General features: G+C 62.7%; 21 protein-coding genes. 13 read left to right on the forward strand and 8 right to left on the reverse strand.

Translation table 11 applies throughout. From position 1 onward, the window contains the following. Nucleotides 1–5 precede the first annotated feature (5 nt). Nucleotides 6–431 carry an ester cyclase gene (locus A4G99_RS13065; RefSeq protein ID WP_066144309.1) on the forward strand — a complete coding sequence of 142 codons (426 nt, stop codon included), beginning with the start codon at nucleotides 6–8 and terminating at the stop codon, nucleotides 429–431. 24 nt (nucleotides 432–455) lie between these two features. On the opposite strand, the gene A4G99_RS13070 is transcribed toward A4G99_RS13065, so the two are convergent. Next, nucleotides 456–1,094 (reverse strand): helix-turn-helix domain-containing protein, encoded by a 639-nt coding sequence (locus A4G99_RS13070; protein WP_066144312.1) that lies wholly within the window; start codon nucleotides 1,092–1,094, stop codon nucleotides 456–458. A 127-nt stretch (nucleotides 1,095–1,221) separates the two neighbouring features. Between A4G99_RS13070 and A4G99_RS29850 the strand changes: the two genes are divergently transcribed. Continuing rightward, nucleotides 1,222–1,653: an ester cyclase gene (locus A4G99_RS29850; RefSeq protein ID WP_066144314.1), complete on the forward strand. Its 432-nt coding sequence runs from the start codon at nucleotides 1,222–1,224 to the stop codon at nucleotides 1,651–1,653. A 1,036-nt stretch (nucleotides 1,654–2,689) separates the two neighbouring features. Here A4G99_RS29850 and A4G99_RS27295 read toward each other — a convergent pair. Next, nucleotides 2,690–3,037, reverse strand: a complete 348-nt coding sequence (locus A4G99_RS27295) for a hypothetical protein (RefSeq protein WP_223301868.1) — start codon at nucleotides 3,035–3,037, stop codon at nucleotides 2,690–2,692. Nucleotides 3,038–3,226: 189 nt separating this feature from the next. On the opposite strand from A4G99_RS27295, the gene A4G99_RS13085 reads away from it, so the two are divergent. Continuing rightward, the gene (locus A4G99_RS13085; RefSeq protein WP_066144316.1) at nucleotides 3,227–3,937 is read left to right on the forward strand and encodes a phosphoribosyltransferase; all 711 of its coding nucleotides are present in this window, start codon (nucleotides 3,227–3,229) and stop codon (nucleotides 3,935–3,937) included. Nucleotides 3,938–4,256: 319 nt separating this feature from the next. Here A4G99_RS13085 and A4G99_RS13090 read toward each other — a convergent pair whose 3' ends face one another. Then, nucleotides 4,257–4,946: a helix-turn-helix domain-containing protein gene (locus tag A4G99_RS13090; RefSeq protein ID WP_066144319.1), complete on the reverse strand. Its 690-nt coding sequence runs from the start codon at nucleotides 4,944–4,946 to the stop codon at nucleotides 4,257–4,259. Nucleotides 4,947–5,095: 149 nt separating this feature from the next. Between A4G99_RS13090 and A4G99_RS13095 the strand changes: the two genes are divergently transcribed. The 5 genes from A4G99_RS13095 to A4G99_RS13115 all read left to right on the forward strand — a co-directional run bounded on the left by A4G99_RS13095 (nucleotide 5,096) and on the right by A4G99_RS13115 (nucleotide 11,882). Then, the gene (locus tag A4G99_RS13095; RefSeq protein ID WP_066144322.1) at nucleotides 5,096–6,133 is read left to right on the forward strand and encodes a DUF1611 domain-containing protein; all 1,038 of its coding nucleotides are present in this window, start codon (nucleotides 5,096–5,098) and stop codon (nucleotides 6,131–6,133) included. Next, nucleotides 6,134–7,189 carry a dipeptide epimerase gene (locus tag A4G99_RS13100; RefSeq protein WP_066144325.1) on the forward strand — a complete coding sequence of 352 codons (1,056 nt, stop codon included), beginning with the start codon at nucleotides 6,134–6,136 and terminating at the stop codon, nucleotides 7,187–7,189. An 87-nt stretch (nucleotides 7,190–7,276) separates the two neighbouring features. Continuing rightward, nucleotides 7,277–8,467, forward strand: coding sequence for a redox-regulated ATPase YchF (locus A4G99_RS13105; protein WP_066144328.1), 1,191 nt, complete (start codon nucleotides 7,277–7,279; stop codon nucleotides 8,465–8,467). Between the two features lie 627 nt (nucleotides 8,468–9,094). After that, on the forward strand, nucleotides 9,095–10,654 hold the full coding sequence (locus tag A4G99_RS13110) for an APC family permease (protein WP_223301869.1): 1,560 nt from the start codon (nucleotides 9,095–9,097) through the stop codon (nucleotides 10,652–10,654). Beyond that, nucleotides 10,647–11,882 carry a M20 family metallopeptidase gene (locus A4G99_RS13115; RefSeq protein WP_066144334.1) on the forward strand — a complete coding sequence of 412 codons (1,236 nt, stop codon included), beginning with the start codon at nucleotides 10,647–10,649 and terminating at the stop codon, nucleotides 11,880–11,882. Before A4G99_RS13110 ends, A4G99_RS13115 begins: the two co-directional genes overlap by 8 nt. Nucleotides 11,883–12,036: 154 nt before the next feature. On the opposite strand, the gene engB is transcribed toward A4G99_RS13115, so the two are convergent. Continuing rightward, entirely contained in the window at nucleotides 12,037–12,657 is a 621-nt protein-coding gene (gene engB, locus A4G99_RS13120; RefSeq protein ID WP_066144338.1) for a GTP-binding protein EngB, read from the reverse strand. 91 nt (nucleotides 12,658–12,748) lie between these two features. Between engB and A4G99_RS13125 the strand changes: the two genes are divergently transcribed. After that, on the forward strand, nucleotides 12,749–14,089 hold the full coding sequence (locus A4G99_RS13125) for a TIGR00341 family protein (RefSeq protein ID WP_066144341.1): 1,341 nt from the start codon (nucleotides 12,749–12,751) through the stop codon (nucleotides 14,087–14,089). A gap of 87 nt (nucleotides 14,090–14,176) precedes the next feature. Then, on the forward strand, nucleotides 14,177–15,505 hold the full coding sequence (locus A4G99_RS13130) for a TIGR00341 family protein (RefSeq protein ID WP_066144344.1): 1,329 nt from the start codon (nucleotides 14,177–14,179) through the stop codon (nucleotides 15,503–15,505). Nucleotides 15,506–15,526: 21 nt separating this feature from the next. Here the strand turns inward: A4G99_RS13130 and A4G99_RS13135 are convergent, their stop codons facing one another. Then, entirely contained in the window at nucleotides 15,527–16,486 is a 960-nt protein-coding gene (locus A4G99_RS13135) for an NOG1 family protein (protein WP_066144347.1), read from the reverse strand. Between the two features lie 101 nt (nucleotides 16,487–16,587). Between A4G99_RS13135 and A4G99_RS13140 the strand changes: the two genes are divergently transcribed. The 3 genes from A4G99_RS13140 to A4G99_RS13150 are packed head-to-tail and all read left to right on the forward strand — an operon-like array spanning nucleotide 16,588 to nucleotide 18,227. Then, nucleotides 16,588–16,953: a DUF5518 domain-containing protein gene (locus A4G99_RS13140; RefSeq protein WP_066144350.1), complete on the forward strand. Its 366-nt coding sequence runs from the start codon at nucleotides 16,588–16,590 to the stop codon at nucleotides 16,951–16,953. 46 nt (nucleotides 16,954–16,999) lie between these two features. Next, entirely contained in the window at nucleotides 17,000–17,314 is a 315-nt protein-coding gene (locus A4G99_RS13145) for a hypothetical protein (RefSeq protein ID WP_066144353.1), read from the forward strand. 46 nt (nucleotides 17,315–17,360) lie between these two features. Next, on the forward strand, nucleotides 17,361–18,227 hold the full coding sequence (locus A4G99_RS13150) for a RimK family alpha-L-glutamate ligase (RefSeq protein ID WP_066144357.1): 867 nt from the start codon (nucleotides 17,361–17,363) through the stop codon (nucleotides 18,225–18,227). Here A4G99_RS13150 and A4G99_RS13155 read toward each other — a convergent pair. The 3 genes from A4G99_RS13155 to A4G99_RS13165 all read right to left on the reverse strand — a co-directional run bounded on the left by A4G99_RS13155 (nucleotide 18,214) and on the right by A4G99_RS13165 (nucleotide 20,526). Beyond that, complete coding sequence (locus A4G99_RS13155) at nucleotides 18,214–18,603, reverse strand: Hsp20/alpha crystallin family protein (protein ID WP_066144360.1); 390 nt, start codon at nucleotides 18,601–18,603, stop codon at nucleotides 18,214–18,216. The two genes, A4G99_RS13150 and A4G99_RS13155, sit on opposite strands and share 14 nt — an antisense overlap. Before the next feature lie 146 nt (nucleotides 18,604–18,749). Beyond that, nucleotides 18,750–19,088, reverse strand: coding sequence for a hypothetical protein (locus A4G99_RS13160; RefSeq protein WP_066144363.1), 339 nt, complete (start codon nucleotides 19,086–19,088; stop codon nucleotides 18,750–18,752). A 424-nt stretch (nucleotides 19,089–19,512) separates the two neighbouring features. Continuing rightward, nucleotides 19,513–20,526: a type II glyceraldehyde-3-phosphate dehydrogenase gene (locus A4G99_RS13165; RefSeq protein WP_066144366.1), complete on the reverse strand. Its 1,014-nt coding sequence runs from the start codon at nucleotides 20,524–20,526 to the stop codon at nucleotides 19,513–19,515. Nucleotides 20,527–20,562: the final 36 nt, after the last annotated feature.

The following is a 20,562-nucleotide window of genomic DNA, read 5'->3' on the forward strand; positions in this document are numbered from 1 at the left end:
ATGAGATGGCACAAACCACTGCAAACACGGAAATCGTTCGGGAGTTCGTGGAGCAAGCGTTCAACAATGGGAACCTCGAAGTGGCCGATGAGTATCTCGCTGAGGACTTCGTCCGGCACGACCCGGACATGGGGGACGTTCGAGGACGGGAGAAGTACAAGGAGTTCATCGAGATGAACCGGACTGCGTTCCCGGACTACCACGAAACCATCGAGAACATCATTACGCAAGGCGATACCGTGATGTATCGATGGACGTTGCGGGGAACACAGGAGGGCGAGTTCATGGGAGTCGCCCCGACCGGTAACGAGATAGAGGTGACTGGAATGATCGATATGCACCTCGAAGACGGGCGAATCACCGAGCTGTGGGGGAATTTCGACGCCCTCGGACTGCTCAAACAACTCGACGCTGTTCCCGAGGGAGTTTGAACGGCCAACGAACTCGACTCGCCGCTACTTTTTGGTTGCCGATTCGACGAACTCCCTCATGATCCGCCCTTCGGCCCGGTGAAGTAGCCTGCTCGCCGCCGATTTGTGAACCTCGAACTCCTCGGCCAGTTCCGTGAGCGTACACCCCCGCGGCGTGTCGTAGTATCCCCGCTGGACTGCCGCGGTGACGAACTCCCGCTGGCGCTCGGTGAGCAGTTCACCGGAGTCGTAGGACTGAGCCAGCGACGAGACCTGATACGGAATTCCCGCTTTTCGTAACTCGTCGGCGTAGTTCGACAGCCGTTCGTGCGATGCGGTCAGGGTAACCGAAAACCGGCCGTTTCGGAGGACGGTCGGATAGAGCGAGACGTTGTCCGACCCGCGAAGCGCGTCGTACAGTTCGGTTACGACGGTCGTGAACTGGACCAATACCAGACGGTCGTCGTGATAGACGACGTCGGACGAGAGCACCTCCGGTGCGGCTTCGAACCGCCTGACGAACCGGTCGCCCTCTTTCGTCCGTGCTTCGAGGAGCGCGAGCGGGTGCTCCTCCCTCGACTGCGTCGCCAGCAGTCGGAACTCGTCGTCCGGAAACTCGGTCGAGAGGTCGGCCAGCCAGTCGTCCACGGCCGCGCCGTCTATCCGTAACTCCACCTTCGGCATACCTTGACGTCGGTTAGCGAAGCTAATAAACACAGGAACATGTTGACCCGCGAACGCAGGCCGTTTCGTGAACTACTGACGGTGTGGTTGCGATGTACCCGACCCACGAAACGACGGAGGGATCGAAATGACGAACGAAACGCCCGAAACGAACGAACGGATTGCCCGACGCATTCCGGAAGAGGTGTTCGCCGAGGGAAACTTCGATTTGTTGGACGAACTGTACGCCGAGGACGCAATCGAGCACAATCCGTTCGGGGACCTGCGAGGGAGGACGGCGATTCGTGAATCCTACGAGGGGTTCGTGGCCGCGTTCCCGGATATCACCCAGAAAGTCGAAGACATCGTCGCGGAGGGTGACACGGTCGCCATGCGGCTCACGGCCCGTGGAACCCACGAGGGACCGATGGGAGCACTCGAACCGACCGGACGGGAAATAGAGGTCCAGCAGACGGTCTTCACCCGCATCGAAGACGGTGAAATCGTCGAGCGATGGCTCCATCCGGACAACCTCGCGATGCTCCAACAACTCGGCGTCGTGGACGCCGAGTTAGTGTAGTCGTTCGCCACCAAAAAACGCGAAATCGAAACCGCCGTCTGAACGTTACGACGAGTTGACGACGTACCCGCCGGAGACGTCCACGTCGAACGACTCCGGCGACGAATCGGGCACGTCGAGGGTAACGGAAACGTCCCGGACGAAGCTGTCGTCGCGTGCGTGTTCGGCGGTGAGTTCGAAGGTGGTGCGGTTGCCTTGGGCAGCGAGCCACCCGGTTCCGGTCGCGGTGCCGGACTCGTCGCGACGGCGTTCACGCGGTCGTCCGAGTCGGCCGGGCCGGTGACGGAGAAGGATTCGAGCGACAGTTCCGCCCCGTCGGTCGAGACGGAAACCGTCGTGTCGAACGTCTTGTGGTAGGTCGGTGATCCGCCGCTTCCGCCGCGACCCCCGTCTCCACCACTGCCATCATCCCCGCCACTGCCACCGCTTCCGGGTTCTTCGGTCAGCAGTTCGACGCCGAGTTCGGATTCGACGGAGCCGATCTTACAGAAGATGGTCTGGCGTTCGGACCCGGCAAACAGCAGGCCAACGAGTTCGCCGGACGAGTCGAGGAAGACGGGTGACCCGCTGTCGCCGCCCTTCGACATCGGTCCCGCGATGCACTGGTCGCGGAGTTTGATTGCCCCCGCATCGCCGTAGTTCACCCGGACGGTCGCGCCGGTGGCCTTCACGTCGCCGCTCGTGACGCCGGTGGTTCGGCCCGATTTCGTCACGGTCTGGCCTTTGAGCGAGCGGTACTCGTCCCGCCGGATGCTCGTCGGCCACGAGTCGTCCAGTTTGTGGTACTCCGTGGATTCCTGTTCAGGGGTGACCGAGCGCGCCGCCACGTCCACCAGTGCGTCGTCCTCGACGGTGACGTAGCCACGTAGTTCGCCGGTCTTGTCGTCCGGCATGCTCCCGCCGTCCATCGGCGACGGCTGGATGACGGGTTCGCCGAAGTCGGCCTCGTTGACTCGGGCGTAGACGTGATTGTTCGAGAGGCGAACGAGGTCGCCCTCGGAGACCGAATCACCCCAGTTCGCCTTCGAGGTGTCGGTCACGCGGGCGGGGTACGGCCCGGCGGTCGCGGCCGTCGATTTCGCGTTGATTTCGCTGATGCCGCCAACGACGGGTCGGTGACGGTCCTTGCGGTCGCCCTCCGCCTCGGGAATGGGTGGAGGAACGCGAGCGCGTCGAAACCATCGCGTTCGTCGCCGTACCCCGCGTCCTCGACGTGGAGTGTGACGCCGGAGACGCGCTTTTTCACGTTGTCCTCGTCCGCGAGTTCCGTGTCCGGGAGTTTCTGCGAGACGAAGACGGTGAGCGTGTCGGTGTCCTCGTCGTAATCGACGCCGAGGACGTTCTTGCAATCGAGGAGATGTTCGAACTCTTGTGTATGTGTCATGGGTAGGGGTTCTTGCGGTGGTCGTCGGGAGACCATCCGTGTATTTTCACTGCTCGATTCAAGAATATTAAGTCGCGAATCGTAATATAGTTCATGGTGGTAACGAAAGTATAATTCCCGTCTTCGGCCGTCCGATTCGGCGCGTACCTGTAAACCGTTAAGTGCCACGGCGCGCGAGTTTCGGATAGAATGAGCGATATCCCGGACGATTTCAAATGTACCATCACCAACTGGGATTACATCTACAGTCTCTGCCGTGACGTGAGCGAACAGGTGAAAGAGTCCGAGTTCGAGCCAGACGTCATCGTCGCCCTCGCGCGCGGTGGCTGGTTCGCGGGGCGGTGTATCTGTGACTTCCTCGGCTTGGACGACCTGACGAGCCTGAAGATGGAACACTACGTCGGAGCGGCCCAGAAGTCCAACGAACCCGAAGTCCGCTACCCGATGCCGGAGGGAAGCGTCGAGGGCAAGGACGTGCTCATCATCGACGATATCGCCGATACCGGCGGGTCGATCAAACACGCCGCCGAGTACGTCAGCGAGCGCGACGCGGGCGAAATCCGGACCGCGACCCTCCAACTCCTCCAGACCAGCGAGTTCGACCCCGACTACATCGGCGAGCGCCTCGAAGAGTGGGCGTGGATCGTCTACCCGTGGAACTTCATCGAGGACATGATCGACATCACCAGCGGCGCGCTCGACCGCACCGACGAGGACGTATTCACGAAGGACGACATCCGCCACTACCTCAACGAGTACCACGACGTGGAGCGAATCCAGATGGAAATCGCCCAACCCGACCGTCTGAGCGAAGTCCTCGACGAGATGGTCCGCCGGGACGTCCTCGAACCCGAGGACGACGGCTGGCGACTCCTGAAGAACGCGACCGGCGTTCAGTAACGGAGAGAAGGGGTTCGTGCGTGTGACGAACCGACTGTTCTGATTTTGCGATTTCAGCGACGATGAAAGATCAGCAGTATTGCCCGGCCCGTCCAACCGAGTGGCGCGCGCTGACGGGACGACGCGGCCGACCACTGGCCGCGTCACTCCGACATACCCGTGCGAGGGATGAGTGAGGGAGCGCTAGCGACGAGGGAATCGGTTGGGGAGGCGTGTGGGCGGCCCCGGTGCGTTGCGGTATTCGTGTGGCTTGGTCTTGCAATCGCAACGAAGCTAGCGTCCTCTCGTCGCAGGTGGAGTAGAACCGCCCACTAACCCGCTATCCCAGCAGTTTCGCTTCGGCTTTCCGCAGGTGTTCGAGCAGCGTGGTCTTCGACACGTCCATCTCTTCGGCGAGTTCCGACGCGGTGACCTTCCGAGGCCACTGGTAGTACCCTCGCCGTCGGGCGAGTTCGAAGGCCTCGCGCTGTCGTTCCGAGAGGTCGTCGGTTCGGAGGACGCCAGCCCCGGTTTCGGCGGTTGCGACGTGACGAACGCGGACGTCGGCGTCCATCTCCTCGCACACGTCCTCGATTCGCTCGTGGAGTTCGTCCCGTTCGGCTTCGACGATGACGGTCCAGTACTCGCGCCCGCCGTACATCCGGACGGGTTCGTCGGGGATGAACCCGCGAGAGACGAGCGCGTCGTTGATGCTGTTTTGCAGATCGTAGTGGACGACGATGCCGCGACTCGCGCTTCCGAACGCGACCGAGTCCTCGGTCGCGTGCGGGTGGTCGGTTTCCCACACCGAATCCGTCAACTCGGAGTCCCGAACCGCTTCGACGAGGTCGTCCACCTCCTCCAGCGTGTTGCCGTAGGCCGTGAACCGTCCGGTCGCCATGCCGTCGATGGTGTGGACGCCGTGGCCGAGCAGTCCCGCGACCCGGCCTTCGGTCACTTCGAGCGTCCAGCAGTTGGGGTGCCAGATGTCGAGCGTCACTCGGAGTCCGGCGCGCTCCGCTGTGGTCATCTATCGGGATAGAGGAATGAAGCTGGCAAAAGTGTATGGCAGGGAGAATGACATTTGTTAGCATAGGTGACAGAAGTGAGGGGTCTACGGATCGACACCCGTGCATGAAAGGGGGGAAGGCTTTCAATGGCTGTGAGCCAGTGTACCATATGAACCTCCGCGATTCGTTCGACGCCCCTGCCCCGGCACTCGTTCTCGCCGAGGGGGCATTCGGAACGATGGATGGAAAGACGGCCAACGGGGTCGTCATGCACAGCGAACTGTTCGACGCACGAGCGGTCATCGACTCGACGCACGCCGGTAACCTCACGAGCGAGGTACTGGGTCGTCCCGACACGCGCGACGTGCCGATCGTCTCCTCGACCGGCGACGCACTCGACCGCGCGCCCGAGGCCGAGGCGCTCGTCATCGGCGTCGCACCCGCCGGTGGCAAACTGCCCGACGAGTGGGTCGAAGACATCGAGGAGGCCATCCGGGCCGGACTCGACATCGTCTCCGGACTGCACGTCTTCCTCTCCGAGCAGGAACACTGGCGCAGCCTCGCCGACGAACACGGCGTCACACTGTTCGACGTGCGGAAACCGCCGGAAGAGGACGACCTACGCGTCGGCGACGGGTCGGTGGACGACGCCGATGCCGACGTCGTGCTGACCGCCGGGACCGACTGTGCGGTCGGCAAGCGCACGACGACGTTCGAACTGTATCGCGCGGCGAAACGCGCCGGATTGAACGCGGGTTGGGTCGCGACCGGTCAGACCGGCATCATGGTCGGCGCACACCACGGTGTCGTCATCGACCGCGTTCCGGCGGATTTCACGGCTGGCGTCGTCGAAGACCTCGTCTCCGCCGTCGCGGAGGACCACGACATCGTCTTCGTGGAGGGCCAAGCGTCGCTCACCCACCGCGCCTATTCGAGCGTCACGCTGGGCGTCCTTCACGGCTCGTGGCCGGACGCTGTCGTGTTGGTGGACGACCCGGACCGCGAGAACAGGACCCACTTCGACCAGTGGCCGCTCGCGGGCGTGGAAGCCGAGCGCCACCTCGTGGAGGAACTCTCGGACGCGACGGTCGCTGGCGTCTCGACGTGGGGCGACCCAGCGGACGTCGAATACTCCGTCCCGGCCGCGAACGTCTACGACGAGGGCGGTCCGGAGGACCTCCTCGGCATGGTCCGAGAGGCGCTGTAAATGGAAATCGAACGGGCGTGGGTCGAACCCCTGGACCTGCCCCTGCGCGAACCGTTCGAAATCTCGCTCGGGACCCAACACAGCGCGACGAACGTCCTCGTGACGGTCGAAACCGAGACCGTGACCGGATACGGCGAAGGCTCACCGCTCACGCCCGTCACGGGGGAAACACAGGAGGCGGCGCTCGCCACCGCTCGCGCCGCGACGGAGTTGCTCGAAGGGAAGTCGCTCGCCGACTATCGAAGCCTCATCGGGGAGGTCCGAAGCACGTTCCCGGGCATGGTCTCCGCGCTCTTCGCGGTCGAAACCGCGATTCTCGACGCCTACTGCCGGGAGCGGGAGATGTCCCTCTCGGAACTGTTCGGTGGACCGACAGCCCCCGTGGACACGGATTTCACCATCGGCATCATGCCTCCCGAGGACGCGGAGCGGGGGGCAACGCGGGCAGCGGAGGAGGGCTTCGACTGCCTGAAGGTAAAGACGGGCACCTCGGTCGCGGACGACGTCGCCCGCGTCGCGGCGGTTCACGAGGGCGCGCCCGACGCGGAACTGACGGTGGACGCGAATCAGGGCTGGACGCCGAAGGAGACCGCGGAGTTCGCCCGCGAAATCGAATCGCGGGAAATCGATCTCTCGCTCATCGAACAGCCCACCCCGGCGGCGGACGTGGTCGGACTGGCGCGGGCGCGGGACGCCGTGTCGGTTCCGGTCGCGGCCGACGAGGCCGTCTTCACGCCGGAGGACGCGATTCGGGTCGTCCGCGAGGACGCGGTGGACGTGATCAACGTGAAGTTGGGGAAGTCGGGACTGCTCGCCGCTCGGGACATCGCGTCGATAGCGGAGGCGGCGAACGTCGAACTGATGATCGGGTGCATGCTCGAAAGCGCGCTCGGGATCCACACCAGCGCACACCTCGTCGCCGGAATCGGATCGTTCTCGCACGTCGATTTGGACGGCAACCTGCTCGTTACAGAGGACGTGATCGAGGGGACCGGCGGGCCGACTATCGATATTTCGGGACCGGGCCACGGAATCGATCCGACGGTTCCCGAGTGAGCACGCGAACCGAGCCATTCGGTATCATTCGGCAGCCGTCCCGTCGTTTGAAAACGCCTTTAGCCTCGAATCACCCAATCCGGCCTAATGAGTTACAAAATCGGACTGGTCGGGAAACCCTCCGTGGGTAAATCGACCTTCTTCAACGCCGCGACGATGAACGACGTGCCGGAGGGTGCCTACCCCTTCACGACCATCGACCCGTCCATCGGCGAGGCGTACGCCCGCGTGGAGTGCGCCGCACCCGAATTCGACGAGAGTTGCACCCCCAGTGTCGGGTTTTGTGAGGAAGGGACGCGCTACGTCCCGACGAAACTCGTGGACGTGGCGGGACTCATCCCCGGTGCACACGAGGGCAAGGGGTTGGGCAACCAGTTCCTCTCCGACCTGAACGAGGCCGACGTGCTCGTCCACGTGGTGGACTTCTCGGGGAAGACCGACATCGAAGGCGAGAAGACCGAGGGTCACGACCCGCGCGACGACATCGCCTTCCTCGAAAACGAACTCGACATGTGGTACCTCGAAGTCCTCGAAAAGGGTATCGAGCGCTTCCGCTCGGGCTACGCCGGTGAGGAGAAACACATCGAGGAGGACCTCGCCGAGCAGATGTCGGCGTTCAAAACGAACAAGGACGAGATCAAACAGATCATCCTCTCGCTCGGCCTCGACTTGGACCCCGAGACGTGGGAGGACGAGGACCGCGAAGCCCTCGCCCGCGAGATTCGAAAGCGCACCAAACCGATGGTCATCGCGGCGAACAAGATGGACACGCCCGAGGCCCAAGCGAACTACGAGGACATCACCTCCGACCCCGACTACGAGCACCTGACCATCATCCCCGCCAGCGCCCACGCCGAGAAGGCGCTCAAGAACGCCGCCGAACAGGGCGTCATCGACTACGACGCCGGGGACGCGGACTTCGAAATCACGGGCGACATCAGCGAAGAGCAGGAACAGGGCCTCAACCAGATTCGGGAGTTCACGAACGAGTTCGACGGTACCGGCGTCCAGCGCGCCCTCGAAGCCGCGCTGTTCGACGAACTCGACCTCATCGCCATCTTCCCCGGTTCAGCCAACGGCAGCGCCAGCGAGAAGGGCGTCTTCCGCGACTGCTTCCTCCTCCCCGGTGGCTCGACGGCCGAGGACTTCGCGTACCACCTGCACAGCGACATCGGCGACGGGTTCCTCCACGGCATCGACTGCCGGAGCAAGCGCCAGATCGGTTCGAGTTCGGAGCTCGATCACCGGTCCGTCGTGGAAATCGTTTCCACGAATTAGAAACGGCGAAGTCGGTGAGTGGGGTTTCTTCTTCTCGTTTTTCTTCTCCCGGTAAGTGATGCGGTGTGTTTAGCTCGTCATTCCTCGCTCGGATGGACGGACTGTGCGAGACGAACCAACCGCAGTGGCGCGCGGGCCAGCAGGACCGAGGCCATTCCGGCCGAGGGGGTGCTGGCTATCGCGCGAGGGATGAGCGGAACGACTGGTAGGAGTGGAGTTCCCGTGAGCGTGCGAACGGGAGCACGGGAGAGCGTTGCTCTCCCGGAGCGAATCGGCTGGAGAGGGGTGTGGTGCGGTACGTTGCGGTGTCTGGGTGTTCCCGTAAGCGTGCGAACGGGAGCTCGTCGGAGCATGTCTCCGACGGTGGGATGAAAGGGGCCGCCCGCTCGCGTTTACGTGGGCGTCTGTGTGAGCAACTATTTTGGCCGAGCAACGCGAGGCGAAATATCTCGCACAGCGGCCGCAAGCGGGCGGGGCTTTCTAAGCCTTCATCGCGGTCGTTGCACTCATACAAAAACAAGCAATTACCTGAATCACTGCAGTACAAGCATCATCCACCCGTCTTAGCCCCAACCCCGCACATGGGAGGGACGGGGACTAAGGCCCCGCCTAGTTGTGTGTCATCATATGTCATCCTCACACGGCAAGGACAGTAACAGCCTTTCACGGGATATGGGGCTGTTCGGTGCGATGAGTACGGTGGTCGCGGGGACGCTCGGGGCCGGGTTGTTCGTCACGCTGGGTACGGCGAGTTCGACGACTGGACCGAGCGTCATCCTCGTGGTGATCCTCTCGGGAATACTGGCGATGGCCATCGCGGTGAACTACAGTTGGATGGCGACCATCTTCCCGGCCGCCGCCGGGTCGTACGCGTACATCTCGCGGACGTTCGACAATCGGCTCCCCGGCTTCATCGTCACGTGGTCGAAGTGGTTGGGGTACATGGCCGCAGACGCCGTGCTCGCGCTCGGCTTCGGCAACTATTTACAGGTGTTTTATCCCGGTATCGACGCGACAATCGCGGGCTTCGTGCTCCTCACCGTCCTCTTTCTGGTCAACCTCGTCGGGACGAAGGAGTACAGCCTCTCGCAGAACGCCATCATGGCCGTGCTGATGGTGGCCATCCTCATTCTCGTGATTCCGGGGTCGTTCCACGTGAACGCCGCGAACTACCACCCGTTCTTCACCGGCGGGATGGACGGGTTCATCGGGGCCGCCGTTCCGCTGTTCTACGCCTACATCGGCATCGCCGTCGCGGGACAGATGGGCGCGGAAGTCAAGAACCCGTCCAAAAACCTCCCGCTGGCGATGGTCGGCGGCACCGCGCTCCTCATCGTCCTCTACGTCTGGACGGCCGTCGTCATCTACGGCGTCGTCGGCGACTACACCGTGCTGGCGAACTCGGACCGGCCGTTGGCGACGGCGGCGGAGGCGTTCCTGGGTAACAGCGCGACTGCCATCGTCGCGTTCGGCGGTCTCCTCGCCACCGCTTCCAGCGTCCACGCGGTGATGGCCGCGGGCATCAAGATGCCCTACTCGTGGTCGTGGGACGAGGTGTTTCCGAAGCAGTTCTCCGCGGTGAGTCAGCGGTTCGGCACGCCCCACTACTCGCTCGTCACGCTGTACGCCGTGGCGGCGGCGTTGACGTTCTGGAGCGACGGCCTCGACGAAGCCATCATCATTGCGACGTTCAGCTACCTCATCGCCTATTCGACGGTCTCCCTGACCCTGCTGTACGTTCGGCTCTCCCGCCCGGACCTCGCCGAGAAGGCGGGCTTCGACTACGGATGGCTCACGCCCATTACGGGTGTCGTCGCCGCCGTCGGGGCCGCCGGACTGCTGACGAAGGCCGCTAACTTCGGCGGTCTTCCGAGTGCAGTCGGCGATTTCGTTACGGCGCTTCCCGGCTCCGTCGCCGACTTCATCGGCGCGCCATTCGCCGGAACCATTCCGGTCCTGAGCGCGCTCCGCGCGACGGTATTGAACACGTACTGGACCGCGTTCGAGGCCACGCCGACGCTCCGCATCTACCTCCCGTGGATGGTCGTCGGACTCGGCATCTTCACCGTCTACTGGCGACTCGGCAACCGGCGCGGCACCGACGTCGGCGCGATTCTCGACACCCTTCCGGGCGTGTCGAGCGAGGAGCGCGAGACGAGCGGGCCGGAGGTCGTCTCGGATGACTGAAGCCGCTGAAGCGGCTATAACAGCGACCTCCGCGATCGACCCCGAGGAAACCATCTCCCTCCTGCAGGAGATGGTGCGTATCCCCTCGCCGTACTTCGAGGAGCACGAACTGAGCGAGTTCGTCTACGACTGGTTGGATTCCCGGGGGCTCGAACCCGAGTACCACCACGTCAGCGAGCCGAAGATCACCGAGTACGAGGGCGACAACGTCCTTGCCCGGTTGGAAGGTCACGACCCTGACGCTCCCACGGTCCTCCTGAATGCGCACATGGACACCGTCCTGCTGGTGGAGGACTGGGAGGAAGACCCCTGTTCCGGCCGAATCGAGGACGGAAAGCTGTACGGACAGGGAGCCTGCGACATGAAGGGCGGACTGGCCGCCGTGATGGTCGCGTTCGAAGCGCTGGCCGAATCGGAAACCGAACTCGCGGGCGACGTCGTTCTCTCCGCCGTGGTGGACGAGGAAGGCCCGTACGGCCTCGGCACCGACCGCCTCATCCGCGACGGCTACACCGACGACTACGACGCCGCCATCGTCACCGAACCCGGCCCCATCCTCGCACAGGAGGAGGACATCCAAAACCCCGCACTCCTCCTCGGCGCTCGTGGACGCTTCCTCTACGACATCGAGGTCAAGGGCCACGCCGCCCACGGTTCGCAACCGCACAAGGGAATCAACGCCGTCGTGGACGCCGGAAAGGTCGCCGACGCGCTCTCGAACCTCGATACCGGAAGTCACCCGAAACTCGGCGACGGGTCGGTCTGCCCGCTCCTGGTAGAGGGTGGCAGTCAGACGCTGTCGGTGCCCGAGCGCGCCCACCTCATGGTGGACCGCCACGTCGTTCTGGGGGAAAATGAGGACGTGGTGCGCCAACAGGCCGAGGACGCGGTTGCCGAGTTGGACATCGAAAGCGAGGTGGAACTCGGGTTTCGCGAATCGCCGGACCCCGGCATCAAATACGGCCCGTACGTCACGCCCGAGGATCACGACCTCGTGGAATCGCTCGTCGGCGCAACCGAATCCGTCGCGGGCGTCGAACCCGAGTTCGGCTACTTCGCCAGCGTCGGGGACTTCAACTATCTCGGCGACCGTGCGGAGTTGCCGACCGTCATCGTCGGCCCCGACGGCGAGAACATCCACGGCGCGGGCGAGTTCGTCTACACCGACGAGGTGGTCGAAGTCGCGCGAATCGTCGCCGAGGGTGCGATGCGATTCGTGGGAACGTGAGCACGGCGGGGTTTGAATCACCCGATTTGCGAGGGAACGACTTCTCGACGACTCGCACTCCTGAAAAATTCGTACCCCTGCAAAAGTTTATACCCGATGTCGTGACCAAACTGACCAGTGTCCCGAATCCCTGACGAACGTCCGATTCCCTTCGTTACGAGAAGAACTTGAACAGGTCGTCGCGCTTCTCCTCGTGCAGGTGGGTCTTCACGGCCTCGTTCAGCGTGTCGATACTGCCGCGTTTCGCGCTGATCGGGGCGATGGTGTCCTGCCACTGCTTCCACGGCGGATGCAATCCGAGGCGGTCACAGAGGTCGTTCAGGCGTTCGTCCTCGTCGTCCACTTTGTCCATCTTGTTCACGGCGACGACGACCGGGATACCGACCTCCTGGAGGAAGTAGAACATCTCCACGTCGTGCGGGATTTCGTCCTCGCCCGAGTGACGGTCGATGATGTCGATGACGCTCTTCCCATCGACGACCAGCACGCCGAGCAGGATTTTCTCGGCGTTCTCCTCGATGTACTGGACGATGTCGGTCTTGATTTGTTCCCTGTACTCCTCCTCGACGCCGGACATGAACCCGAAACCGGGCAGGTCGGTGAGCATGAAATCCTCGCTGGCCCAGTCGAAGTGGTTGGGTTGGCGCGTGACACCGGGTTTGCCACCGGTCTCGAACTTGTGGCCCGTCAACTCACGCATCAGCGTGGATTTGCCGACGTTCGAGCGCCCGACGAACACGATTTCCGCATCTCGGCCGGGTCGATTTTCGAACATAGTGGTTCGTACGCCGCTCGACGTTTAACCGCCGTGGTTTTCCGCCGTCTCCCGCGTCGAGACTTATTGTCCTCTGGGTCGTGCTCGGCATGTGCGTCTCGTGGAAATCGCCATCCCGGTGGGGCAACGGGAGCTAGTAATCGAAACGCTGGAAGCGAGGGACATCGACTACTACATCACCGAGGAGACGAGCGGACGGGGCGGTGCGGAGGACTACGCCGCGATCATCACGTTTCCGCTCCCGCAGAACGCGGTGCAACCGGTCATCGACGAACTCCGCGATGCGGGGCTGAGCGAGGTTGCTCACGTCATCGTCATCGACGCCGAGGTCGACGTCTCGAATCGCTTCGAGCGACTCGTGGAACGCTACAGGGAGGAGCGAGGGCGACGAATTCGCATCGCCCGCGAGGAGATTCGAATCCGCGCCCGTGAACTCTCTCCAAGCCTCCGAACGTTCGTCACGATGACCGTGGTGAGCGCCGTCGTGGCGACCGCCGGACTTCTGCTCGATTCGGCCGCCGTCGTCGTCGGGTCGATGGTCATCGCACCGCTGGTCGGCCCCGCCCTGTCAGCGAGCATCGGGACGGTTCTCGACGACCGTGACCTGTTTCGACGGGGCGTACGGTTACAGGCCCTCGGCGTCATCGTCGCGGTCGCAAGCGCCGCCCTCTTCGCCGCGTTGATTCGGTCGATTCCGCTGTTCCCGCCCGGAGCGGACGTGACGAAAATACCCGAGGTCGCGATTCGAATCTCCCCCGATTTCCTCTCGCTCATCATCGCACTCGGCGCGGGTATCGCCGGAATCATCAGTTTGTCGGCCGGTGCTTCGACTGCCCTCGTCGGCGTCATGATCGCCGTTGCGCTCATCCCGCCCGCTGCGACGGTCGGCATCGGCCTCGCGTGGGGCGAACCGGCCGTCACCGTGAGCGCCGGTATCCTCGTACTGGTCAACCTTCTGGCCATCAATCTCTCGGCACTGATCACGCTCCGGTACATGGGCTATCGACCGCGGGGGTGGCTGAAACGACGACATTCGAGAGGAGAGATGCTCAAGCGTGCATCGGTCCTCTTCGTCGTCATCGTCCTCCTCTCGGTTTTTCTCGGTGGGGTGACGTACTCCTCGATACAGGACGCACAGTACAAGCATACCGTCCGAGAGACGACCGATTCACTGCTCGAACGACCGCGATACGCGGGGGGAGAGCGACTCGAAACGGTCGTTCGATACGGACCCTCCCTTTCGCTTCCCCGAAAGTATCGGGACCCGACGCTCCCGTTTCATCAGCCTCGTGAAGTGATCATCACCGTCGGAAAACCCACGGACCGAACCTATCCCGGACTGGCCGAACGCATTCGAACCAAACTCTACCGGCGGACGGGACGGAACGTCTCCGTTCAAATTCGCTACGTCGGCGTCGATAGGGCACCCTAACGGACAGTAGCAGTTGACAGAGAAATCGGATGAACCAACGGCATATCGGCCCGCGATTATATCAATCTGTGAACCGCATCGGAGGACGTGCGACTCGTACAGGTATCCATCCCGACGGGCGAGCGACAAACCGTCATCGACACGCTCGAATCCGAGGGAATCGACTTCTTCGTCACCGACGAGACTGGTGGCCGTCGGTACGCCGCTATCGCGACGTTTCCGCTCCCGCAGAACGCGGTGCAACCGGTCATCGACAAGCTTCACGACGCAGGGTTGAGCGACGAAGCCCACACGGTAATCATCGACGCCGAGACGGACACGTCCCGCGAGTTCGAGCAACTCACAAAACGCTACGAAGCGGAAAACGGCGGAAACAGGATCGCTCGTGACGAAATCCTCACGCAAGCGCGGGAGCTGTCTCCCCGGTTCCAGACCTTCGTCTTCATGACCGTGGTGAGCGCCGTCGTGGCGACCGCCGGACTCCTGCTCGACTCCCCGGCCGTCGTCGTCGGATCGATGGTCATCGCGCCACTGCTCGGTCCCGCGCTGTCCGCGTCAGTAGGTACCGTATTGAACGAACCCGATATGTTTCGCCGTGGCGTCAAACTCCAACTGCTCGGCGTCGCCGTCGCCATCGGCAGCGCGACGATCTTCGCGTTCCTCATCAGGAACCTCTTTCTCTTCCCACCGAGCACGGACATCACCCAGATATCCCAGATCAGCGGGCGACTGTCGCCCGACTTCCTCTCGCTCATCGTGGCGCTCGGCGCAGGGGCGGCGGGCGTCGTCAGTCTCGCCGCTGGCGTGTCGGTCGCCCTCGTCGGCGTCATGATCGCGGCGGCACTCATCCCGCCCGCCGCGGCCGTCGGTATCGGTATCGCGTGGCAAAAGCCGATGGTCGCGCTGGGGGCGTTCGTCCTCGTCCTCGTGAACGTCCTCTCGATCAACCTCGCCGCCCTCGTGACGCTCCAGTACATGGGGTATCGGCCAAAAAACTGGTTCAGACTGGAAGCATCCCGCGAGGAGACCGTCAAACGGATCGGCGCCCTCGTCATCGGGATCGCAGTCCTGTCGGTGTTCCTCGGCGGAGTCACGTATTTTACCTACCAGAGTTCGCAGTTCGAACAGGGGTCCAGTATCGCGACGAACCACGTCTTTCAGGAACCGCGGTATCAGCAGGCCGAAAAGCTGCGGATGCAGGTAGAGTACAGTCAAACGTTCCCGGTCGGGAAGAACGACTACACGCGAAACCTACCGTTCCGCGAACCGGATCGGGTCGTCGTCACCGTCGGTAAGCCGAAAGGGGAACAGTATCCACAACTCACGAGGCGGATCCACGACCGAATCGCACAGCGGACGGGAAGAAACGTCGCGGTTCAGATCCGATACGTGGAGACTAGCGAAGTTCCGGCCTGAGGCGGCGTCCGGAAAATCGGTCTATCCGTCGAACGGCAGTTCGGGTTCGTAGCCGATGGCGTCCACGGCGGCGTCGAGGGTTTCCGTGACGTTGTCATCTTCTTCGATGCTCATGTACATGTCCGCCTCCACGTCGGTCGAGAGGTCGGCTTTGTTGCAGACCGTGAGGACGGGCACGTCGCCGAACTCCGCTTCGACCGAATCGCGGAGTTCCAGTTGCGCGTCGAGCGGGTAGCCACAGTAGGCGCTCGCGTCCACGAAGAACAGGATACAGTCGGCGAGGTGAGTGATCGCCGACACCGCCTGCGTTTCGATGGCGTTTCGCTCGTCCGCCGGACGGTCGAGCAGTCCGGGGGTATCAACGATCTGATAGCGGATGTGCTGGCGGTCGAAGTGACCGACGTGGATACCCTTCGTGGTGAACGGGTACTCCGCGATTTCGTTGCGGGCGTTCGTGATGGTGTTGACGAAGGACGACTTCCCGACGTTGGGGTAGCCAGCGACGACGACGGTCGGGGCCGACGGGTCGATGTCGGGAAGCGTGCGCAGGTCGTTTCGCGCCTCGCCGATTCGGTCGAGGTCGTCCTCGACTTCCTCCACGATGGACGCGAGGCGGGCGAACCCTTGTTTTCGCACCTTGCGAGCGTAGTTGATGTCGCCGCGCAGTTTACCTTGGTACTCGCGGCCGATGTCCTTCGTCTTCCGGGAGGCCCACTGAATCTCCGAAAGGCTCTTTCTGACTTCGTCGACGTCCACGACGGCGTCCGCGAGTTCGTAGTAGAACGGGTCTATTTCCTGGAAGTCCGGCCACGCGGTGACGACGTTTTGCATGTTGTCCGAGAGGATGTTCGAAGCGGTCTGGAGCATGGACTGCTGAGCCTGAATACCGCTTTTGGCCCGGCCTGCCCGTGTCGCCCGCGAGAATGCCTTGTCGATGAGTTCCTCCGACGTGGGCGTTGTCGGAAGGGTCTCGAAAATCATGGACGTTCGTATGCCCTCCCACCTTAAAAGGGCGTTCATACCGTTCTGCCAGCCGATTTTGGCGAGAGACTTTTGTTTTCCCCCTCCCAACCTATTTACTCATGACTAACTGGTACGCGGTTTTCGTCGGCTTCGTCGTGTCGGTCCTCGCCGGAATCGTGGCGTTCGCCCTCCCCGGAATCGGCCACGTCGGTGCCGGACTGATCGGCGGCTTTGCGGCGGGTTACGTCGCCGGTGGTGGTCTCGGGAGTGGTTTCTGGCACGGCCTCCTCTCCGGAGCGCTCGGCGGAATCGTCGTCGCCCTGTTCGTCGGACTGGCCGGAACCGTCTTCGGCGGACTCGTCGGCGGTCCGGCCGGGTCGCTGTTCGGCGGCATGGGCCTGTTCCTCATCGCCATCTTGGTCGCGTTCCTGCTGGCGCTCAACAACGCCATCGGTGGCGCAATCGGCGGCGTGCTGAAAGGCTGAACGGTCGAAGGGCAGTCGTTTTTTCGATGGAGGACGAAGGACGGATATGTCGAAAATCGACGCCGACACGCTACTCCCGTCGGAGCACGTTCAGCGAGCGGTCACGGCCGGTCAGGTGTCACAGCTTCACCGCGGCAACCCGTACGCCGAGGAGGGTGACACCTTCGACATCGATGGCGAAACGTTCGAGGTCGTGGCGGTAACCGAACGGACGTTGGGCGATTTGACCGACGAGGACGCACGGGCGGAAGGCTCGGAGGATTTGGACGCCTACCGCGAGCGACTGGACCGCGCCCACGATGGCTTCGAGTGGGACGACGACGCGACGGTGTTCCGACATCGGTTCGAGCGCGTCGAATGATCCGAGACGGGCGAACTTTTTAGCGACGGCTACGAACGCACGACCGATGCTGGATTTGGCGGTTGCGTACCGACAGGAGACGTTCGAGCGAATCCGCGAACCGCTCGCGGAGCGGGGGATTCGAGTTCGACACGTTCGGAGCGAGCAACGGACGTTCGACCTCGAATCCCCGCCGTGGACGCCCGACGAGTTCGACGTGGGATTCGTCTATCCGTCACGGATGATGGAGGGCGGCGTGGTCGATGGGTTGCTCTCGGTCCCGTGGGTGAACGGCCGCGAGGCGGTCCTCACCTCCCGAAACAAGGGCGGCGTCATCGCGCGACTCGGAAGGGCGGGAATTCCCGTCCCGAAGACGGTCGTGGTCTCGAATCCCGTCGATGAGGGAGACCTCCGCGACGTCTTCGGGCGGTTCGATTCGCCGGTCGTGGTGAAACCCAACTCGACGACGCGCGGGACGGGCATCGCAAAAGTGGACGACTTGGACTCGTTCCTCGGAGTGATCGATTACCTGAATCTCGTTCACGACTACCGGGCGACGGGAGACAAATCGTTTCTCGTGCAGGAGTATCTCCCGAACGCCGTCGATTATCGGGCGATGATCGTCGATGGGGAGTACGTCGGCGCCGTCGAGCGCCGACTCCCGGAGGAGGCGCTGGATGCCGGACGCTGGAAACACAACGTCCACCGAGGGGCACAAGCACGTGGCGTCTCCCTACCGGACGAGTATCGTGAGATCGCTGAACAGGCGGCGGAGACGCTCGGAATTCGGTTCTGTGGTGTCGATTTGCTCGCCCTCGACGACCGTGTCGTCGTCAACGAGACGAACGCACGACCGACGATAGACGAAGAAACGAAGTACGAAAATGGGTTGTACGACCGCCTCGCCGAACTCGTCCGAACTACTCGACGCTGATGTTCGCGGATTCGTCGGTTTTCTCGAACGTGACTTCGAGGACGCCGTTGTTGTAGGTTGCTTTTGCGGAGCTCTCGTCTACGCGCGCCGGGAGCGAGATTCGCTCGTCGTACTCGCGGTGGTCGCTGACGGCGCTGATGGTCATCGCTTCGCCGTCGCATTTGAGGTTGATGTCGTCTTTCTCGACGCCGGGCAGGTCCGCGATGACGCGGACCAACTCTTCGTCCTCGTGGATATCGACGTGCGTGTCGGCACCGAACCCGGTCGTCCCGGTGTCGACTTGCATATCGACGTTGCCGCCCATCATATCGTTCATCATGCGCTCGATTTCGCGGAAGAGGTCGTCGAAGGGGTCGTCGCGATCGTCTCGTCGCATACCTGAGGGTAAGTCCCTCCCGGGGAAAAGGTTTTGGACAGCCGTCAGACGTGCCGTTTTCCGGACGACAGAATCACGGCGAGGAGTCCCCGGTTTGCGGGTACGAGTGCAGTATTCCGAAAAAATCAGCGTCCGTCGAATCTCGATTAGTCGTCCTGGTTCTGCCAGTTGAAGTTCTGAGCGTTCGAGTACGCGGACTGCGAGTTGTCGTTGCTCTGGTAGCTGGCTTGGATCGCGTACGCGTTACCGGATTCAGCCTCACCGCTTCCGAGGTTACCGGCGGCCGAGACCGCGTAGTTGTCCTCCTGCGAGTTGGCGTTACCCTGTGCGACATACTGCGTCTGATCGACGTTCGAATTCGCATACTGACCGCTGACCTGTACTTGGTTGTCGTCGGCGAGTGCGGCCGCGTTACCCGCGAAGCCGATTGCGAACACACTGGCGACCATGCTCATGACGAGCAGGATTTTGAGTGACTTTCTCATTGTTTTCTCTCCGGGCGGGAGAGACCGTTTCTGGACAGCGTCTGACCGCTCTGCCGTCCAACCCACCCGTTTCACCACATCGGGGAGATGGTAAATGAACGCCGGGTATCGTTGAGTCCGTTCGCATCTTTTTCGAAGCGCTGAATTCGGGACTAATCGCCGGTAACGAAGAAAATCAGTGACGGGAGCGCCGAGCGTAACTCCATTCGCATCGGAATCATTCGTTCGACTCCGTTCGTAAACGGTCGAACCGGCCGATACCGAACGGCAATTTCGAATTCGATTGAGTCATGATATCGAGGCACACGATGGTAGCCACTACGTACTGGCGACGCACAGCGGCGGTATCCGCGTTACTCGGTTCGCCGGATGGGAGAGCGTACTACTCGTGTCTTCGAAAAAAGTCGAAGTCGAAAGAGTCGGTTTAGAAGCCGATTCCGAGCGCGTCGTTGGTGGTCTCGATGCTCTCTTCGGCGTCCGCCGTATTCGTCACCGCCCGAATCGCGTCCACGTTCTCCGGCACGACGTCGCTCTCCTGGTGGATGGCTTGGAAGAGATAGAGATCGTTGCCTTCCATGGAGACGGACTCGCCCCAGACGCAGTTCTCCCAGAAGTCGCCGCGCGGGCGGCCCCTGTCCATGGCGTACTCCTTGAGCTTTCCAGCGCCGTCGATGTCCATGTGTTCGGGGACGACGAACAGCCGCGACTGGCTTTCGAGCAGTTCGCGCACGTCCCGGGCGTCGGGTTCGGATTCGAGCGAGACGTTGATGCTGTGCATGTGCATCAGCGTCGCCGGAACCTTCAGTCCGAGCGTATCGATGGCGAGGTCCGGGAAGATCGTTTTCACGTCCGGACCGTGGTGGGACGGCAGCGACACCGGATTCGGGACGATGTCGTTGATGGGACCGCGACCGGTCTGGGCCGGGTCGCCACCGCGACGGACGAGGGTCGCCCGAACCTTCTCGACGCCGTACTCCTCGCGGAGCGGGGCGACGAGCCGGGAGAGACCGGTCGTGTTGCACGACACGACGCGGACGTGCTGTGCGCCGATCGATTCGTCGTAGTTGGCGCGGGCGTTGAAGCTCGTCTCGCCGACGCTCGCGTCCTCGCCGCCCTGATACAGCGCGGGCGTGTCGTACTCGTCGTACAGCGATTTGTTCTCCGCGCCGATACCAGATGGGCAAGCGTCCACGACGACGTCGGCCGCTTCGACCATCTCGTCCACCATTCCCGCGAGTTCGATACCCGCGTCGTCGAACTGGTCCGCCCGCTCTTCGATCGCGGCGTAGAGCGGATAACCCTTCTCGACGGCACTTTCGGCCTCGAAATTGGGCCGGGTCTTCGCGACACCGACGATTTCCATGTCCGGTTGTGCGCGGACGGCGTCAGCGACTCGCTTCCCGATAGTCCCGTACCCGTTAATGCCGACCTGTAGCATGTACGTGGGCCTGCTACCCCCGCCATTAAAACCGTT

The organism is Haladaptatus sp. R4, assembly GCF_001625445.1.
Lineage (GTDB): Archaea > Halobacteriota > Halobacteria > Halobacteriales > Haladaptataceae > Haladaptatus.

Coding starts and splice junctions, on each gene's coding strand:
- A4G99_RS13065 (WP_066144309.1), top strand. CDS start 6: ATGGCACAAACCACTGCAAACACGGAAATCGTTCGGGAGTTCGTGGAG.
- A4G99_RS13070 (WP_066144312.1), bottom strand. CDS start 1,094: ATGCCGAAGGTGGAGTTACGGATAGACGGCGCGGCCGTGGACGACTGG.
- A4G99_RS29850 (WP_066144314.1), top strand. CDS start 1,222: ATGACGAACGAAACGCCCGAAACGAACGAACGGATTGCCCGACGCATT.
- A4G99_RS27295 (WP_223301868.1), bottom strand. CDS start 3,037: ATGACACATACACAAGAGTTCGAACATCTCCTCGATTGCAAGAACGTC.
- A4G99_RS13085 (WP_066144316.1), top strand. CDS start 3,227: ATGAGCGATATCCCGGACGATTTCAAATGTACCATCACCAACTGGGAT.
- A4G99_RS13090 (WP_066144319.1), bottom strand. CDS start 4,946: ATGACCACAGCGGAGCGCGCCGGACTCCGAGTGACGCTCGACATCTGG.
- A4G99_RS13095 (WP_066144322.1), top strand. CDS start 5,096: ATGAACCTCCGCGATTCGTTCGACGCCCCTGCCCCGGCACTCGTTCTC.
- A4G99_RS13100 (WP_066144325.1), top strand. CDS start 6,134: ATGGAAATCGAACGGGCGTGGGTCGAACCCCTGGACCTGCCCCTGCGC.
- A4G99_RS13105 (WP_066144328.1), top strand. CDS start 7,277: ATGAGTTACAAAATCGGACTGGTCGGGAAACCCTCCGTGGGTAAATCG.
- A4G99_RS13110 (WP_223301869.1), top strand. CDS start 9,095: ATGTCATCCTCACACGGCAAGGACAGTAACAGCCTTTCACGGGATATG.
- A4G99_RS13115 (WP_066144334.1), top strand. CDS start 10,647: ATGACTGAAGCCGCTGAAGCGGCTATAACAGCGACCTCCGCGATCGAC.
- engB (WP_066144338.1), bottom strand. CDS start 12,657: ATGTTCGAAAATCGACCCGGCCGAGATGCGGAAATCGTGTTCGTCGGG.
- A4G99_RS13135 (WP_066144347.1), bottom strand. CDS start 16,486: ATGATTTTCGAGACCCTTCCGACAACGCCCACGTCGGAGGAACTCATC.
- A4G99_RS13140 (WP_066144350.1), top strand. CDS start 16,588: ATGACTAACTGGTACGCGGTTTTCGTCGGCTTCGTCGTGTCGGTCCTC.
- A4G99_RS13145 (WP_066144353.1), top strand. CDS start 17,000: ATGTCGAAAATCGACGCCGACACGCTACTCCCGTCGGAGCACGTTCAG.
- A4G99_RS13150 (WP_066144357.1), top strand. CDS start 17,361: ATGCTGGATTTGGCGGTTGCGTACCGACAGGAGACGTTCGAGCGAATC.
- A4G99_RS13155 (WP_066144360.1), bottom strand. CDS start 18,603: ATGCGACGAGACGATCGCGACGACCCCTTCGACGACCTCTTCCGCGAA.
- A4G99_RS13160 (WP_066144363.1), bottom strand. CDS start 19,088: ATGAGAAAGTCACTCAAAATCCTGCTCGTCATGAGCATGGTCGCCAGT.
- A4G99_RS13165 (WP_066144366.1), bottom strand. CDS start 20,526: ATGCTACAGGTCGGCATTAACGGGTACGGGACTATCGGGAAGCGAGTC.